General features: G+C 39.7%; 13 protein-coding genes and 1 tRNA gene. 9 read left to right on the top strand and 5 right to left on the bottom strand.

Features of this window, described 5'->3' with window-relative positions; all coding sequences use genetic code 11:
• The first annotated feature begins 72 nt into the window (after positions 1–72).
• The 7 genes from BDR01S_RS14625 (at position 73) to thrB (ending at position 9,648) form a co-directional block, all read left to right on the top strand.
• Entirely contained in the window at positions 73–1,566 is a 1,494-nt protein-coding gene (locus BDR01S_RS14625) for an aldehyde dehydrogenase family protein (RefSeq protein ID WP_066258371.1), read from the top strand.
• A gap of 23 nt (positions 1,567–1,589) precedes the next feature.
• Positions 1,590–2,963: a putrescine aminotransferase gene (locus BDR01S_RS14620; RefSeq protein ID WP_066258369.1), complete on the top strand. Its 1,374-nt coding sequence runs from the start codon at positions 1,590–1,592 to the stop codon at positions 2,961–2,963.
• A 28-nt stretch (positions 2,964–2,991) separates the two neighbouring features.
• On the top strand, positions 2,992–4,362 hold the full coding sequence (gabT, locus tag BDR01S_RS14615) for a 4-aminobutyrate--2-oxoglutarate transaminase (protein ID WP_235846573.1): 1,371 nt from the start codon (positions 2,992–2,994) through the stop codon (positions 4,360–4,362).
• Between the two features lie 37 nt (positions 4,363–4,399).
• A complete protein-coding gene (locus tag BDR01S_RS14610; protein ID WP_157406179.1) occupies positions 4,400–5,821 on the top strand; it encodes an NAD-dependent succinate-semialdehyde dehydrogenase in 1,422 nt (473 codons plus the stop codon).
• A gap of 203 nt (positions 5,822–6,024) precedes the next feature.
• Positions 6,025–7,149 (top strand): HAD family hydrolase, encoded by a 1,125-nt coding sequence (locus BDR01S_RS14605; RefSeq protein ID WP_066258363.1) that lies wholly within the window; start codon positions 6,025–6,027, stop codon positions 7,147–7,149.
• Between the two features lie 191 nt (positions 7,150–7,340).
• On the top strand, positions 7,341–8,639 hold the full coding sequence (locus BDR01S_RS14600; RefSeq protein ID WP_066260338.1) for a homoserine dehydrogenase: 1,299 nt from the start codon (positions 7,341–7,343) through the stop codon (positions 8,637–8,639).
• A 91-nt stretch (positions 8,640–8,730) separates the two neighbouring features.
• The gene (gene thrB, locus BDR01S_RS14595; RefSeq protein ID WP_066258361.1) at positions 8,731–9,648 is read left to right on the top strand and encodes a homoserine kinase; all 918 of its coding nucleotides are present in this window, start codon (positions 8,731–8,733) and stop codon (positions 9,646–9,648) included.
• A gap of 13 nt (positions 9,649–9,661) precedes the next feature.
• Here the strand turns inward: thrB and BDR01S_RS14590 are convergent, their stop codons facing one another.
• Both BDR01S_RS14590 and BDR01S_RS14585 read right to left on the bottom strand, forming a co-directional pair.
• Entirely contained in the window at positions 9,662–12,187 is a 2,526-nt protein-coding gene (locus tag BDR01S_RS14590) for an EAL domain-containing protein (RefSeq protein WP_066258360.1), read from the bottom strand.
• 161 nt (positions 12,188–12,348) lie between these two features.
• Entirely contained in the window at positions 12,349–13,227 is an 879-nt protein-coding gene (locus BDR01S_RS14585) for a selenium metabolism-associated LysR family transcriptional regulator (protein ID WP_066258358.1), read from the bottom strand.
• A 148-nt stretch (positions 13,228–13,375) separates the two neighbouring features.
• Here BDR01S_RS14585 and BDR01S_RS14580 point away from each other — a divergent pair, with 148 nt between their 5' ends.
• Positions 13,376–13,615: a sulfurtransferase TusA family protein gene (locus BDR01S_RS14580; RefSeq protein WP_066258356.1), complete on the top strand. Its 240-nt coding sequence runs from the start codon at positions 13,376–13,378 to the stop codon at positions 13,613–13,615.
• Between the two features lie 62 nt (positions 13,616–13,677).
• On the opposite strand, the gene BDR01S_RS14575 is transcribed toward BDR01S_RS14580, so the two are convergent.
• Positions 13,678–14,256 carry an RBBP9/YdeN family alpha/beta hydrolase gene (locus BDR01S_RS14575; protein ID WP_066258354.1) on the bottom strand — a complete coding sequence of 193 codons (579 nt, stop codon included), beginning with the start codon at positions 14,254–14,256 and terminating at the stop codon, positions 13,678–13,680.
• 203 nt (positions 14,257–14,459) lie between these two features.
• On the opposite strand from BDR01S_RS14575, the gene BDR01S_RS14570 reads away from it, so the two are divergent.
• A complete protein-coding gene (locus BDR01S_RS14570) occupies positions 14,460–15,788 on the top strand; it encodes a DEAD/DEAH box helicase (protein ID WP_066258351.1) in 1,329 nt (442 codons plus the stop codon).
• A gap of 116 nt (positions 15,789–15,904) precedes the next feature.
• On the opposite strand, the gene BDR01S_RS14565 is transcribed toward BDR01S_RS14570, so the two are convergent.
• Together BDR01S_RS14565 and BDR01S_RS14560 are read right to left on the bottom strand one after the other, a co-directional pair.
• A tRNA-Ala gene (locus BDR01S_RS14565) sits at positions 15,905–15,977 on the bottom strand.
• An 80-nt stretch (positions 15,978–16,057) separates the two neighbouring features.
• Complete coding sequence (locus BDR01S_RS14560; protein WP_066260334.1) at positions 16,058–16,753, bottom strand: MgtC/SapB family protein; 696 nt, start codon at positions 16,751–16,753, stop codon at positions 16,058–16,060.
• Positions 16,754–17,160 lie beyond the last annotated feature (407 nt).

The following is a 17,160-nucleotide window of genomic DNA, read 5'->3' as shown; positions in this document are numbered from 1 at the left end:
TTTTGAAAGGCATTAGATTTTGGCACGCTTCTTGCAATAATGAGAGTGAGGGTGAATAAAGGAGGAATTTAAATGGTCGAGGTAAAGAAACGAGTTGTAAACCTGAAGATGTTTATTGATGGCGAATGGAAAGATGCCGAAAATCAAGAAACACGCCCAGTCATTAATCCTGCAAATGGTGAGGTCATTTCATATGCCCCTGAAGGAACGGCCGCTGATGCTCGTTCAGCCATTTATGCAGCACGAAGAGCTTTCGAGGAGGGAGTCTGGTCCGGGATTTCTGCTCAGGAAAGAGCCTCCTATTTATTAAAAATTGCTGATAAAATTGATGCTTATGCCGATGAATTAACTCAGTTAGAAACGATGGATAACGGGAAACCATTGCGAGAAGCAGGCTTTGATGTCGGTGATGCAGCTGCCTGTTTCCGCTATTATGCAGGAATGATTACAAAGCCGGATGGACAGACCTATCATGTCGCCGATCCAATGCAGGCAATGGTTGTCCGTGAACCCGTCGGTGTTTGCGGCTTAATTGTTCCGTGGAACTATCCACTGTTAATGAGTGTTTGGAAAATCGCTCCTGCCTTAGCTGCAGGAAATACAATTGTCTTTAAACCATCTGAGGTGACACCTGTTACCCCGAAAAAGCTTTTTGAAATTTTTGAAGAAGTCGGATTGCCAAAAGGGGTAGCCAATATGGTGATGGGTGCTGGCACGGTGGTTGGAAATGAAATCGCTTCCCACCCCGAGGTCGATATGATTTCGTTCACAGGCGGTACGAAAACGGGTAAGCATATTATGAAAACAGCAGCAGATACGATGAAGAAGGTTTCTTTAGAGTTAGGCGGTAAATCGCCTAATATCATTTTTGCTGATGCCGACTTTGAAACCGCAGTCGATTATGCCTTATTTGGTATCTACGCAGGTTCTGGTCAAGTATGCTCCGCAGGTTCAAGAATCCTTGTTGAAGAAAGCATTTATGATCAATTCGTCGATCGATTTGTTGAAAGAGCAAAGCAAATTCAAGTAGGACCCGGGAATGCCCCTGGAACAGAGATGGGCCCGCTTGTCAGTCAGGAACACTTAGAAAAAGTTCTTTCTTACATTGAAATAGGCAAGCAAGAAGGTGCGCAGATTGCATGCGGTGGAAAACGGATTGTTGGTAACGGGTTAGAAAAAGGTTATTTTGTTGAACCAACCGTTTTTGTCAATGTGAACCAAGAGATGCGAATTGTCCAGGAGGAAATCTTCGGTCCTGTTGTTGTCATCCAGAAGTTCAAGGACGAAAAGGAAGCTATTAAACTTGCAAATGGTACGATTTATGGTTTAGCAGGTGGTGTGTTTACCAATAATGGTGCAAAGGGTCTCCGTGTCATTAAAAAGCTGCGTGCAGGGATTACATGGGTCAATTCCTACCATCCGACGTATAACGAGGCACCATGGGGCGGCTACAAGCAAAGTGGGATTGGCCGCAGTCTTGGAACGTTCGGTCTGGAAGAATTTCAGGAAATAAAGCAGATTAATATCAATTTACAGGTAGAACCTATTGGCTGGTTTTCCAACTAAACATAAAATTGGAGGAATAAAATATGAGTATCGATTTCAAACAAGAATTAAAAAGTGAGCAAAATCAAAATGTAAGTGAATATATTAATAAGGTTCTAAGTTTAATAGAAAAAGAGGAAATAAATGAAGTGGAAGCGGCCTGGATTACCAAAGAAACGGTTGACGGTTTCCGGGAACACGTAAACCCGGGATTCCTGGAATACCGCAAGACAGTTACTGAAGGTGGCCAATTTGCAGCTGTGGAATGGTCGGATAATGGTTCCTGTTTTAAGGATGTTAATGGTAAGGAATACATTGATTGCCTTGGCGGTTTTGGTATTTATAATGTAGGGCACCGCAATCCCAAAGTTGTTAAGGCAGTAACGGACCAATTAAAACGTCAGGCGCTTCATAGTCAGGATTTGCTCGATCCACTTCGTGCGATGTTAGCAAAAATTTTAGCTGATATCACTCCAGGAGATTTAAAGTATGCCTTTTTTACAAACAGCGGGACTGAAAGTGTGGAAGCAGCCTTAAAGCTAGCAAAGATGTACAGTGAGCGGACAACATTTATCTCTACGACACGTGCGTTCCACGGGAAAAGCTTAGGCTCGTTGTCAGGGACGGCGAAAGGGATGTTCAGAAAACCATTTTTACCATTAATCCCGGGCTTCCGACATGTGCCTTTTGGCGATATTGACATGATGAGAAAAACGTTTGAAGTCTGTGCTGCTGTTGGCGAAGATGTGGCGGCAGTTCTTTTAGAGCCGATTCAAGGGGAAGGCGGAATTATTCTTCCACCGGAAGGCTATTTAAAACAGGTTCGGGAGCTTTGTGATCAGTACGGCTCCTTGCTTATCTTTGATGAAGTACAAACAGGAATGGGCAGGACGGGAAAAATGTTTGCCGCAGAATTATATGAAGTAGTCCCGGATATTATCTGTCTGGCAAAAGCATTTGGCGGCGGTGTAATGCCCGCAGGTGCAGTTGTAGCCACGGAGAATGTATTCAAGAGCTGGTTTGATAATCCGTTTATGCATACAACAACCTTTGGTGGCAATCCATTAGCATGTGCAGCAGCGATTGCGACGATTGGGGTTTTAATCGAAGAAAAGTTACCGGAAAGAGCAGCCGAAGTAGGAGCCTATTTCCTTGAAGAACTGAAAAAAGCGGCAAAAGGTCATGAAGATAAGGTTCAGGAAATCCGTGGTCAAGGCTTAATGATTGGAATAGAATTCCATCAAGATGAAATCGGCTATGAAGTTTCAAAAGGAATGTTCGACAGAGGAATCCTAGTTGCAGGGACATTGATAAACTCAAAAACCATTCGTATCGAGCCAGCATTGACGATTAGTTATGAAGAAGTCAATAAAGTAGTCAACACCTTGAAAGAAGTATTAGAACACATAAATGGATAATGATTTTTTTAAAAGGGGGAGCACAGAAGTGGAAAAGAAATATGTTAAGCTCCAAACAGAGATACCCGGACCGAAATCAAAGGAAATATTGGAGCGAAGAAATAAATATGTCCCAAAAGGAATCTCAAATAACAGCCAAGCCTTTGTTAAAAAGGCACAAGGAGCCCTGGTCGAAGATGTGGACGGTAATTGTTACATTGATTTTGCAGGTGCGATTGGGACGATAAACGTTGGCCACTCACATCCAAGAGTAGTTAGAGCGTTACAGGAACAGGCAAGTCAATATATCCACACGGGCTTTAATGTCATGATGTATGAATCGTATATTAATTTAGCCGAGCGGTTATGCGAGCTTGCGCCAGGTGATTTTGACAAGCAGGCTGCTTTTTTTAACAGTGGTGCAGAAGCGGTGGAGAACGCCGTAAAGATTGCCAGAAAATATACAAAACGCCAAGGAATTGTTTCGTTTACGAGGGGGTTCCATGGCCGGACATTAATGACGATGACAATGACAAGTAAAGTGAAACCCTATAAGTATGGCTTTGGACCATTCGCACCAGAAGTTTACAAGGCTCCCTATCCCTATATGTACCGCCGTCCGGAAGGAATGAATGAGCAGCAATATAGCGCGATGATTATCGAGCAATTTGAACAATTTTTAGTTGCAGAAGTCGCCCCTGAAACGATTGCGGCTGTCGTGATTGAGCCTGTTCAGGGCGAAGGCGGATTTATCGTGCCAGACACCGCCTTTGTGAAACGGGTCAGAGAAATCTGTACACAGTATGGGATCTTGTTTATTGCAGATGAAATCCAAACTGGGTTCGCACGGACTGGAAAATACTTTGCGATTGATCATTTTGATGTGATTCCTGATTTAATGACAATTTCGAAATCAATGGGGGCTGGGGTGCCTATTAGCGGTGTGATTGGCAGGGCGGAAATTATGAATAGCGCTGAAGTCGGTGAAATCGGCGGAACGTATGCAGGCAGTCCACTTGGATGCCGGGCAGCGCTAACTGTATTGGATATCATTGAAAGTGAACAACTCAATGACCGGGCACGGAAAATAGGTAACCGAGTGCTTGAAAAGATGCACCTTCTAGCGGAGCGTTTCGAAGGCATTGGTGATGTTCGCGGCCTCGGTGCGATGTGTGCAATGGAAATGGTCAAGGATAGACAATCGAAAACACCGGATAAAGAAGCAACCGGGAAAATTGTGAAAGCGGCTGCGGAACGTGGCTTGATGTTACTTAGTGCAGGGATTTATAGCAATGTTATTCGTCTCCTTATGCCGATTACAATCACGGATGACCAACTCGAAGAAGGCTTACAAATTCTTGAAGAAGCAATCGAAGCTGTCTATAAAAATGATCCTGCTTTAACTGTTGGAGGGGAATAAGATGGATATTGTTAAGAAAAATTATCAAATCTATCCCATGTATCTTAACGGAGAATGGGTGGGTAATGACTATGAGGTTTTAACAGAAGTTATCAATCCTGCCACAAAGGAAGTAATCGGTGCCGTTCCAACAGGAGGAGCATATGAAGCAGAGGAGGCAGTGGATGCGGCCAGTAAAGCCTTCAGAATCTGGTCAAAGAAAACAGCGGAAGAACGCTACCATCTGTTGATGAAATGGTTTAAATTAATTGATGAAAACAAGGATGAAGTTGCTCGGATTATGACAATTGAGCAAGGCAAACCATTCAAAGAAGCACTTGGAGAAGTTCAGTATGCAAATGGCTTCATTTCTTGGTATGCCGAAGAGGGGAAACGTGTGTACGGTGAATCAATTCCGGCATCACATCCCAATAAAAGAATATTGGTAAGAAAAGAACCAGTTGGCGTGATCGCCGCAATTACGCCGTGGAATTTCCCAGCAGCAATGATTACCAGAAAAGTAGCGCCGGCACTTGCTGCAGGCTGTACAGCTGTTGTAAAGCCAGCAAACCAAACTCCGCTAACGGCACTAAAAATCGCTGAGCTTGCCCATGAAGCAGGCATACCTGCCGGTGTTTTGAACGTAATTACAGGAAGGTCGTCAGAAATAGGGGAAGTATGGCTGAAAGACCCACGCGTGACAAAGATTACCTTTACCGGGTCAACAGAGGTAGGAAAAACCTTGATGCGTGGTGCTGCGGAAACAGTCAAAAAGGTATCACTTGAACTTGGCGGAAATGCCCCGTTTATCGTAATGGATGATGCGAATTTGGCAAAAGCAGCGGCAGGACTTGTCCAATCTAAATTCCGTAATGCGGGTCAAACCTGTATTTGTACAAATCGTGTTTATGTACAAGAAGGGATTGCAGATGAATTTATTAAGCTGTTTCAAGGAGAAGTAGAAAAGCTAAAAGTCGGTAACGGACTTGAGGAAGGAACGGATATCGGTCCATTAATTGATGAAGCCGCTTATAGAAAAGTCGGAGGATTGGTTAAGGATGCAGTTGAAAAGGGTGGGATAGTCTCTTATAGTGGACTTATGCCTGCGGAAGACAGCGGCTATTTCTATGCTCCAACCATATTGACCAATATTAAGGATGGGATGGAATGTATGCAGGATGAAATCTTTGGCCCCCTCGCTCCTATTTCTACTTTTAAAACGGAAGAGGAAGTGATTGAACGGGCAAACAATTCCTGTTACGGATTAGCTGCCTATGTGTATACAGAAAATCTAAGCCGCTCCTTTAGAATCACAGAACAACTGGAGTATGGAATTATTGGCTTGAATGATGCTCTTCCATCCGTTGTTCAAGCCCCATTCGGAGGCTTTAAGGAGAGCGGTCTTGGCCGTGAAGGCGGGCACCACGGCATCGAAGAGTTTTTAGAAGTAAAATATATATCAATAGGTCTGGATTTATAAGAGCCTATAGTAAAGAAAGTCTAATTAAAACGATAGCTTTATAGTAAAAAGAACAAGCCGTGGAGTCCGAAAACTTCGGACACGGCTTGTTCTTTTTTAATATTTTGTTAATATCTGTTTAATTGAACAATTTACTTCAAATCGTTTACCTTGCTGTGTTACGATAACGTATAAAAGTATACTGGGAAAAGAGGGTGGAGAAAGTGATTAAAACAATTTTATTTGACGTTGATGGGGTACTTTTAAGCGAGGAGCACTATTTTGATGCTTCTGCTTTAACGGTCTGGGAAATGTTGATTAGCAGTAATTATTTGGGGCTCGAACCAGAGCAGTTTGTAACGAACTATAACGAAGAGCAAATCAAGGAAATACGAGAGTTAGTATTTGAAAATGATAAAGTACTCAAATTTATGAAATCACGCGGCCTAAACGCCAACTGGGACATGATCTACCTATCATTCTGCCACCAACTCATTTATCTGTTGTCACAAATTAAGGATACAGAATATGAGAAAGTCAATAATTGGTGTCAGGCACCAATTACAAGAGAAACATTATTGGAGATTGGTCAGGTGTTAAGTCATTATCCTGTAAAGCTGGATTTCCGTTTGTTTGTGGAGGAGTTTGCACACTCAGAGGCAACGAAGCAGGAATTGTTTAGTTATTTGAATGATCTAGCAGCAAAGAAACTTGGAGTAGAAACTTCTATTTTTAAAAAGGGTGAGCTTTGGTCTGTTTGTGAGCATGTTTCCCAAGAATGGTATGTGGGGGATGATCATGTTCTCGCCTCTACAGCGAGACCATCGGTTCAAAAGGGAAAAGAGGGCTTTCTCACAAATGAAACGACATTAGCTCCGAAGCAGGAAATTGATGAGTTATTTCAATTCCTAAATGCAGAAGGATTCTCGATTGGAATCGGAACTGGCAGGCCAGAGCTTGAAACGATTCAGCCATTTCAGCATTTAGATTGGTTGAAGCATTTTGATGAAAAACGAATCATCACCGCTGATGAAGTGTTAAAGGCGGAAAAAGAGCTTCCTGAACGGAAATCGCTGTCGAAGCCGCATCCATTTACCTATATCATGGGACTACTTGGAAAAGAGGCATCGGTACTGGAGTGTTTAAATACATTATTACCGCTTGAAAATGCGGAGACAATTCTAGTTGTCGGAGACTCTTTGGCTGATTTGCTAGCGGCAAGACAACTAGGCTGCCAGTTTGCCGCGGTGTTAACCGGTCTGTCAGGAAAAGATGCGAGAAGTGACTTTGAAAAGCACGAAGCAGACTATATTCTAGATACGGTGCTTGATTTGAAAGGGCTATTATAGGTGATAAAAAAAGAAATTTCAAATTTTTCTAAAAAATAATCAAATTTGAAATCCTTTTATGGCGCGATAGTAACCGTTTACAGTATAATTGCTAGAAACAAACCTATTGTAAAAAAATAAAGAGAATCATATAATGTCTACAATAGAAAAACAAATGTGTGTCCTGAGTGGACAGGGGAGCGGGAGGATTAATCATGAAAGCAATCTCGATTGGGTTATTAGGTTTAGGTACTGTGGGTTGTGGGGTAGTAAAAATCATTAAAAAAAATCAAGATAAATTAATCCACCAGGTGGGTTGCCCAGTTATCATAAAAAAGATACTTGTTCAAGATTTACATAAAGAAAGACCGGTTGAAATAGATACTAAGGTTTTAACCTCAAACGCAGATGAAATCCTTTTCGATAAGGAAATTGATGTTGTAATTGAGGTTATGGGCGGAGTACAGGATACAAAAGATTATTTAATCACTGCCCTTCGTCAAGGCAAGCATGTTGTAACAGCAAATAAGGATTTAATGGCTTTGCATGGTTCTGAGCTGCTAACAGTTGCTTCTGAACATGGCTGTGATTTGTTTTATGAAGCAAGTGTGGCCGGTGGTATCCCTATTCTACGCGGATTAGTCGATGGACTTGCCTCGGACCGTATTAAGCAGCTAATGGGTATTGTAAATGGAACAACCAATTATATATTAACAAAGATGAGTGACGAAGGCCGTTCCTATGAGGAGGTCCTAAAGGAAGCACAGGAACTAGGATTTGCCGAGGCAGATCCAACCTCGGATGTCGAAGGACTAGATGCTGCCCGTAAAATGACGATTTTAGCGACATTGGGATTTTCGATGCATATCGATTTAGAAGATGTCCAAGTATCCGGTATCTCAAAGGTGACTGATGAAGATTTGCGTTATGGAAAACAATTGGGATATACCATGAAACTAATTGGTTATGCCCATCGTGAAGGGGAGAAAGTTGAGGTAAGTGTAGCCCCTACCTTCTTATCAAACAATCACCCACTTGCTTCGGTACAAAATGAGTATAATGCTGTATATGTTTATGGTGAGTCGGTAGGCGAAACTATGTTTTATGGACCTGGTGCTGGAAGCTTGCCAACTGCCACTGCCATTGTTTCAGACTTAGTTGCGGTCATCAAAAATCTACGACTAGGGGTAAATGGACGAAGTGCTGTGACACCTCAATATCCGAAACAACTAAAAGACAATGGCGAGAAGTACTCTAAATATTTCCTAAGGATTCATGTCCGGGACGAGGTTGGTGTTTTCGCTGATATTACGACAATCTTTGCGAAATACGGCGTCAGCTTTGAAAAAATCCTACAGCTGCCAGTTAAGAAAAATGAAACCTCTGAAATTGTATTAGTAACGCATCGAGCTTCGTTAACTAATTACGATCAAATTTTACAAGAATTAAATGATCTTAATGCAGTCAAGGAAATAAAGAGTGCCTATAAGGTGGTGCGAAAGTCGTTATGAGATGGCCGGGATTGTTAGAAGCGTACAAAAAATTTTTACCAGTAAATAACGAAAAAGCAGTGACATATCATATTCGAGGAGTTGTCAAAGGATGACTCTAAATGATCGCTTTGTCATAAAAGTACCGGCTAGTACAGCTAATCTTGGCCCAGGCTTTGATTCAATGGGACTTGCTGTTGATTTGTATTTAACGTTAGAAGTGGAGAAAAGTGTAAAGTGGGAGATTCAGTCGGCTAGTGATGAATTATTGGACTTTCCATCCGATGAGACTCATTTTATCTGTCAAATTGCGATTAAAACAGCTGCAAACTATGGAATCGACTTACATCCTTGTAAAATAAAAGTCGACAGTGATATTCCCTTAGCACGTGGGCTTGGTTCAAGTGCTGCAGCAATCGTTGCGGGGATTGAACTTGCTGACAAGATTGGAAGAATAGGACTCACACAAAAAGAAAAGCTGTTAATTGCAACTGAGATTGAGGGTCATCCTGATAATGTGGGTGCTTCTTTATTCGGAGGGCTGGTTATCGGCTCCTATCAACAAAATGAAGTAGACATGCTGAGCATTTCGAATATTTCCTTTGAGATGGTTGCTGTTATTCCTGACGAGATTCTCCTGACAAAGGATTCTCGCGGGGTGCTTCCAGCAACATTTTCCCGGGAAGCAGCCATTCAAGCCTCATCCACTGCCAATCTTTTGGTAGCGGCTTTATTAACTCAAAATTGGGAGATGGCAGGGAAAATGATGGAGCAGGACCTTTTTCACCAGCCCTACCGAAAACCGCTAATAAACCTTTATCAAGAAATAGAAGAGGTCGCTAAATCCAATGGTGCTTTCGGAGTGGCACTGAGCGGTGCGGGACCAACTGTTCTTTGTTTTACTGAGAAAGGGAGAGGGAACCAGCTTGTATCAGGCTTGCAAAGTGCATTCTCAACGATGTCTGCCAAATTACTGAATATAGATTATTGTGGAAGCAGTGTTAAAACGGTGGAGAGATTTATTAAATAATCTCTCCCTTTTTTTATTCTTTTTGAAGAAGTCGTTCAAATTCCTCTGAGTTTAACGGTTTGCTAAATAAATAGCCCTGCATTTGAGTGCAGTTTTTCGATAGTAAAAAATCTCTTTGATGCTCTTTTTCGACACCCTCTGCAATGACATTGAGATGGAGGCTGCGAGCAAGATTAATAATTGCTTCCGGGATCTCTGAATTTGCATAATCTTCATGTATGTCTTGGATGAATGATTTATCAATCTTCAAGGTATTAATCGGTAGATTCTTCAAATAGTTTAAGGAAGAATAGCCTGTTCCAAAGTCATCAATCGATATAGCGATACCCATACTTTGAAGTGATTTAAGTGATTGAACAATTTCTGTTGAATTATTGAGGAGGATACTTTCGGTAATTTCTATTTCAAAATTACTAGGACTCAATTGACTTTCGCTCAGAACCTCTTTGACTTTTTCTACCATGCTGCAAGGTTCTTGAAATTGATGGGCCGAGAAATTAACTGAAACAGAGAGAGGCTCGGAGCGGTTAAGATTCCACTTGCTCACCTGAAGACATGCTTCCTTCATAACAAATTCCCATAAAGGATGAATCAAGCCAATATCTTCAGCAATCGAAATAAATAGTTCAGGTGAGACGAATCCGAATTCTTCATCATTCCATCTTACGAGCGCTTCCATTCCAAATATTTTACCTAAATCTACAGTAAGCTTCGGTTGATAATAAACCTCAACCTTTCCATTTTCAATGGCCTTCCGCAATCGTGCTTCGAGTTTGGGCCTTTCGATGTTTGACTCTAATAATTTTTCTGTGTAAACAATAACTTTGTTTCCGCCTTGCTTTTTCGCTGAGTACATAGCAATGTCAGCATAGACGACAAGCTTGTCGATATTTTTTGTATGGTCTGGAAATAAACTAATCCCACAGCTTGCACTGAGATAAATTTCGTTGCCATATAACAGATAGGTTTTTTTAAGACTATTGACAACTTTTTCTGCTGCTGCTTTTGTAGCTGTGAGATCAAAATTCATTAGCAATATAATAAATTCATCGCCACCTTGTCTAGTAATGATACTATGATCACTAGGTAAACTTTCAGTAAGCCGTTCGGCAACGATTTTTAGTATTTCATCTCCTTTGTTATGACCATAAGAGTCATTGACCTGTTTAAAACGATCCATATCAATGAATAAGATAGACACCGTTTCACCGGTTTCTTTCGCATGATCGATGCAAGGTTTTAACTTTTCCTGAAAATACCTTCTGTTTGACAAGCCGGTTAATGGGTCATGATAGGCTTGGAATTCAATAAACTCCTTGCTCTTATTTAAATCACTGACATAATTCTGCAAATGATTGGATAATGCATTCACATTTTCAGTCAGCAGGCCTAATTCATCTTTTCGTTTTAAGTGTAATTTATTACCAAAGTTTCCTTGAGCGATACTATTCACTTGTTCCACAATATAACCGATTGGCTGTGTAATCGAACGGGAAAAAATCAAACTGATAATAAGGACGATAATCATAATCACGAAGGAGAGTAGTAAATGGACAAAAAGTTCATGCGTGAGTTCCTTCTTAATGAGTCCGTAATTATAGACTAGACCAATCACAAATGGCTTTGCGGGGGTTGAAAAAACCGGTACAAAGGTTTTCATCAAATTTTTGCCCTGAATATCATCCCTGTAAGTCTGTACTTGTTTTGTTTGTATCGCCCGTTGAATAAATGATGCATCCACTTTTTCGTTCCGATACTTATAGGACCCATACCAAATTTGTTGGGCTGATATACGAATATAACTATTACCGTTTAAATGGACAGTTTCTTTCTTTTTGCCAAAGTTTTTGGGATTGAAAACAGTTATTTCTAAAACTCCCCGGTCTTTTGTAAAACCTTTAATGACCTGCCCGGGACCAAACCGTCTTTCATAGTCTAGTACTTCATTGTCACGAAAGTAGGGATTGATAATATAGTTGGTCGTCCCATCAAAAAAATAGCCCCATTTATCCGTATGATCTGGATTGGAGGAAGCAACTTCAATTGGACCTGACCAAAAATGAGGTAAGGTTAACCCTTTTCCAACAGAAACAGGTTTTAAGGCGAAAAGTTGTTGGTAGGCATCATACCAATAGCCCCAACCCTTTGTAGACATTTTTATTTCTTTTAGGTCGGAGGATCTAACACCAATAATATCATCCTTCGTTTTCGCTAACAGGGTTATATGTGAGACCCTTACTTCTTGTGCAAGTTTTTTTAGCCGTTCATTGGTTATGTCCTGATAATTTGGCGGTAGTGCATTCTTAATAGCTAACGACGCCATCCTTAATTCTCTGCCAAGAATATCTTCAACATATAATGAACCTTTTCTTATATTATCAACTTGGAATGACACTTCTTGAGTGATCATCTCAATTTCTCTTTCATTATTAGCGAGCAGCTGATTTTTTGAGCGAAGATAATGAATAGTATTATTGGATACTAAAATCAAAAAGACCAGCAAGCAAAAAATCAACGGCATCTTTTTTTTGATGGACAATGACGCAACACTCCAATTAGCTTGTGACCTACTTATTTTTCAGGGGAGGAGTCACTCTGTCTTATGTATTTAGTTTTTCCAGTATTTATTTTTATTATCTAGAAAAAATTCCCACTTAAAATTAAATAATCTATTAATTTGTTTTCCTTTGGCAATGCAATTCATTCCCTCGCTTCTTCAATAAATAATTTTGATAAAAGTGATTGTGTTTTATTAATGTTGTATACCAGATAAAAATATCTTTCGTGATTAAAGTCATTGATTTCATGCATCTTAAGCATATTTTTTGAGGAATATTCACTGGCAGCGATTTCAGAAATAATCGATATGCCAATATCCTGAATCACAAATTGCATCAAACTCTGACCGCTTTCGGTATAGGCGATAATATTTAATTGGTCCTTATGAATCTTACTCTTTTTAAGGAAGCGTTCCAAAAGAGCATTCGTTCCTGAGTTAGAATGACGCATCACGAAAGGATAATCCAAAAGTTCCTCGATATTGACAGGTCCTTCAATTTTGTTTTGGTTCGATGTGATGAGGACTAATTTTTCCTTTAATAAAGGAATATAATGCAGTTTATCGTTTTCGTACTTATCACCTAAAATTCCCACATCTACTGAACCATTAAGCACCTTTTCAGCCACTGTTTTTGAAGAGTATTGGTTAATATGAAACGTCACTTCAGGATAATGTTCCCTAAACTGCTTGACCATTCGCGGGACCATGAATTGCCCTGGAACTGAACTTGCGGCAATCCGAATCATTCCGCGGAGGTCTGTCATTCCCTCTTTTAAATCTAGCAAGGCTTGGTCTTTAATGAGCAAGAGTTTTAGTGCCCATTGATACAAGCGTTCCCCCTGAGGAGTAAGAATACTTTCCCTTCCGACACGGTCAAAAAGATTCATATTTAACATCTTTTCTAATGCTTGAATATGAGAACTAACGGTAGATTGACTTAAAAAAATATCTTCTGCCGCCTTTGAAAAACTTTTGTGTTCAACCACCTTTGTAAAAACATACAACTGATGCAAATCCATGTCTGTCATCTCCTGAAAGTATTTAAATAATCGATTAATTATGATTGAAAAAATAGATAAAATGATTTTATATAAGCATATCATTTCCTTATAATAAAGGAGATTCTTAATTTGTAATATTTATGAATATTTATTAAAGGAGAGCCAAATGGCACTACATTATATTCCTGATTTAATCTATGATGGAGAATTGGCAGGTATTGGCGAATTAATAAACAACCTATTATTAAAAATGGGAAGTTTAGAACGAGGTCAAATAATAGAGGTTATTTTTAATGACCCTAGCGCTAGAGAAAATCTACAGGCTTGGTGCAGTGTGCAGAATTTTACGATACTGGACAAAAAGGATTTTGGAAGTACAAGCTATTATTTTATCAAAAAGTACTAACCTATCAATGGATAAGAACAGTGGAAAAAACTAAAAAAGAAGGAGATGTCACTCCTTCTTTTTTAGCATATATATTGATTTAACTCTTTAGGAGAAAGAGACAAGTCTAAGATCCAATGCCATTTCCCATGTCCTGACTTCGGATTAATATGACCTGCATTTGATATAGTAACGGAAGGATGCCCGAGATTAAAATAGTTTTTTGTATCATTCATACTGCAATAGGGATCATTGGATGAATGGACAAATAATATCTCTTCGGCTGTTCTCTTTAGATGGTTTCCAACTAGTGGAACGGGATAAAAAGATTTTGCCGCTGAGAGAATGATTGATGGAGAAGGTGGGGCAACCAGAATAACTCTTTTGGCAATCTGTTTATTTTGACTACTGATATAATGAAGCCAAAGTATGCATCCTAAACTGTGTGTAATGACAGTTAGATTGTTTTCCTCCGGAATCGCCTTCATTGAAGCTGACAACTCCTCCAACCAGACTTTCTTAATAGGTGAATCAAAGTTTGAGAAGGTTGGGTAACAAACATGTTGATTCCTTTGTTCTAATTCATGGGCCAGCCATGTTTGCCAATGATCCGCTCCGCTCCCGCCTAAGCCATGAATGATGAGAAAACTATTTTGGTTCATATGATTCTCCACCTCCAAAGTATACTATTCCGATGAATTAAGTTGGTTTTAATATACAGAAATTATAGTTGGTTTAATCGAAAAAGGCAACAAATGTTTTGAGCATTATATTATTTTTAACGAGAAAGAAAAAGTATATTTGCAATTGGACTGATAAACAATCAATATTAATGGGATAGGTTAAATAGAAGGTAGGGGTTTTTTTGTCAGATTTTTCATCACTAGGTATTTCAAGTCCAATCGTGGAAAAATTACGCGGTCACGGAATTGCAAAGCCAACACCGATTCAACAACAAGCGATTCCATCAGTGCTGAAGGGTACCGATATAATAGCGCAGGCGCAGACAGGAACGGGAAAGACGTTTGCATTTATCCTGCCAATTTTAGAAAAGATTAACCTTGAGGCGGAGCAAGTACAAGCGCTTATCGTGACGCCTACGAGAGAACTGGCATTGCAAATTACTGAGGAAATTGAAAAATTAATATCAGACATCAACGGCGTTGATGTCCTTGCTGTTTACGGAGGGCAGGATGTCGATAAACAGTTGAAAAAATTAAAAAGGGGCATGCAAATTGTTGTTGGGACTCCCGGCAGACTATTAGATCATATTAGACGTGAAACCATTCGTTTATCAGAAATATCCTTTCTTGTTTTGGATGAAGCAGACCAAATGCTTCATATTGGGTTCCTCAATGAAGTGGAGGATATAATAAGAGAAACTCCGGCAAGCAGGCAAACGATGCTGTTTTCAGCCACGATGCCGCCTGAAATCCGTCAACTGGCCAAAAAGCATATGCGTAATCCTGAGTATATTCAAGTTGAAAAAACACAGGGACCTGCAGAAAGTGTGAAGCAAATTGCGATTCATACAACGGATCGTGCAAAACAAGCGACACTTATTCAATTAGTGGAAACGTATCGTCCCTATCTAGCGGTAGTTTTTTGTCGGACAAAACGCAGAGTAAGTAAACTTTTTGATGTGCTAAAAGCAAATGGCTTTTCTTGCGATGAATTACATGGTGATTTGTCTCAAGCGAAGAGGGAACGAGTAATGAAGCGTTTTAGAGATGCGGAAATACAATTGTTAATTGCTACAGATGTGGCGGCAAGAGGGTTGGATGTCGAAGGTGTTACCCATGTGTTTAATTATGATATCCCTGAAGATGCTGACAGCTATGTTCATCGAATTGGCCGAACGGGCAGAGCAGGAATGACAGGTCTTGCGATTACCTTTTATTCTTCTGCAGACAGGCCCATGCTCGAAACAATTGAGCACGAGCTAAATATCATCATTCCAAAGCAAAATAATGGTAATAGTGAAGCGGATGAAGAGAAAAAAGGCCGTTTTGTTGGTCAAAAAGATAACGGTAGTAAGGGAAAGGCTCGGCCAGGTACATCACGAAATCGAAATGAATCTGGAAAAAGGGAAAATAGATCTGGAGGAAGAAATGCCTCTGAAAAAAGGTCCCATCCAGTTTCAGCTGGAAGGAACAGTACAAAAACAGGTTCGGGAAGAAAAGGTCCAAGATAATATACATTTAAAAAAATCAAAAATAAAAAGAAAAATGGGACTGAACATGATTCAGTCCCATTTGCTTTTAAAGTAGAAATGAAAAAAACCCTTGAAGGTCAAGGGTTTTAAAAAAATGGAGAATAGGGGGCTCGAACCCCTGACCTCTTGCATGCCATGCAAGCGCTCTCCCAGCTGAGCTAATCCCCCAGTTGATTGGTACAAGAAAAATTATATCTGTATTACTATTATCTTGCAAGAGAAAATTTTGTATTTACATAAATTTTTTTCTAGCCAATACTTTCGATTTCAACTTTCTGAACACCTTCTAAATTCGAAACAGAGGAATACACATCGGTTGTCTTTTCACGGTAATCCACTGCAACTAAGATTTGAACAAGATGGTCCCCGTTGTCTAAATCTTTAATCTTAAGTCTACGAACAATATAATTTTTTTCTAATAAGAAAGAAATCGCCTTATCAATTTGATTTTGATCTCTAATAAACAAGTGCAACATGACTTCTTTTTCCCGTAATTGTTTCGGACCAATGATCTTCATTAAAAATGGAACAAATTCCACACTAAGTATAAGCAATGCAACCCCGGCAAAAGCCTCTATGAAAAAACCAGCGCCGACAGCTATGCCAATTCCAGCTGCTCCCCATATCATGGCTGCTGTCGTTAATCCTGAAATACTATCATTTCCCCTTCTTAAGATAACACCCGCACCCAAAAAACCAATCCCCGACACAATTTGTGCTGCTAAGCGTAGAGGGTCCATAGTAATTTTAACATCACCTGAATCAGGAAACATGTACGCTGATTCAATTGACACAATCGTTAACAGGCAGCTCACAACAGAAATCACTAGACTTGTCTTTAATCCAACTGGTTTCCTTTTTAATTCTCGTTCCAGACCGATAATAAGTCCAAAAACAGCAGAAATACCTAATTTAATTAATATATCGATATCGACACTACTCATCATAGGTTCACGTCCAATTACACAGTCTGAAGACTGAAGTTTTGTTTCGAAGAAAAAACATCTACTTTGATTTTACACATAAACGAGTAACGATTAACAGTCTATTTATTATATGATGTTAATGAAGGAATAAAGCTTTACCTATTAGATTTGAAAAAACTTTTAAAATTATATTGCAAACATTTATTTATCATGTTATATTAAATCTCGTCCTCACCGAGTGAGTCAACAAACGAAAAAAGAAATTAAATAACTTGTTGACATCATGATGTGAGATATGATAAATTAATGGAGTCGCTTTTGAACGACTACTTGAAAAAAAGTTTTAAATTACATTGTTCTTTGAAAACTAAACAAACAAAATCGTGCAAACAAACAAAAATTATTAGCTTCAGAAATGAAGCTAA

This window comes from Neobacillus drentensis NBRC 102427 (assembly GCF_001591445.1).
Taxonomy (GTDB): domain Bacteria; phylum Bacillota; class Bacilli; order Bacillales; family Cytobacillaceae; genus Neobacillus; species Neobacillus drentensis.
This window is presented reverse-complemented; position numbering and strand designations above follow the sequence as displayed.

Bases quoted from the DNA above. Each gene is read 5' to 3' on its own strand.
- BDR01S_RS14625 (WP_066258371.1), top strand. From the start codon at position 73: ATGGTCGAGGTAAAGAAACGAGTTGTAAACCTGAAGATGTTTATTGAT.
- BDR01S_RS14575 (WP_066258354.1), bottom strand. From the start codon at position 14,256: ATGAACCAAAATAGTTTTCTCATCATTCATGGCTTAGGCGGGAGCGGA.
- BDR01S_RS14560 (WP_066260334.1), bottom strand. From the start codon at position 16,753: ATGAGTAGTGTCGATATCGATATATTAATTAAATTAGGTATTTCTGCT.
- BDR01S_RS14620 (WP_066258369.1), top strand. From the start codon at position 1,590: ATGAGTATCGATTTCAAACAAGAATTAAAAAGTGAGCAAAATCAAAAT.
- BDR01S_RS14580 (WP_066258356.1), top strand. From the start codon at position 13,376: ATGGCACTACATTATATTCCTGATTTAATCTATGATGGAGAATTGGCA.
- BDR01S_RS14610 (WP_157406179.1), top strand. From the start codon at position 4,400: ATGTATCTTAACGGAGAATGGGTGGGTAATGACTATGAGGTTTTAACA.
- thrB (WP_066258361.1), top strand. From the start codon at position 8,731: ATGACTCTAAATGATCGCTTTGTCATAAAAGTACCGGCTAGTACAGCT.
- BDR01S_RS14585 (WP_066258358.1), bottom strand. From the start codon at position 13,227: ATGGATTTGCATCAGTTGTATGTTTTTACAAAGGTGGTTGAACACAAA.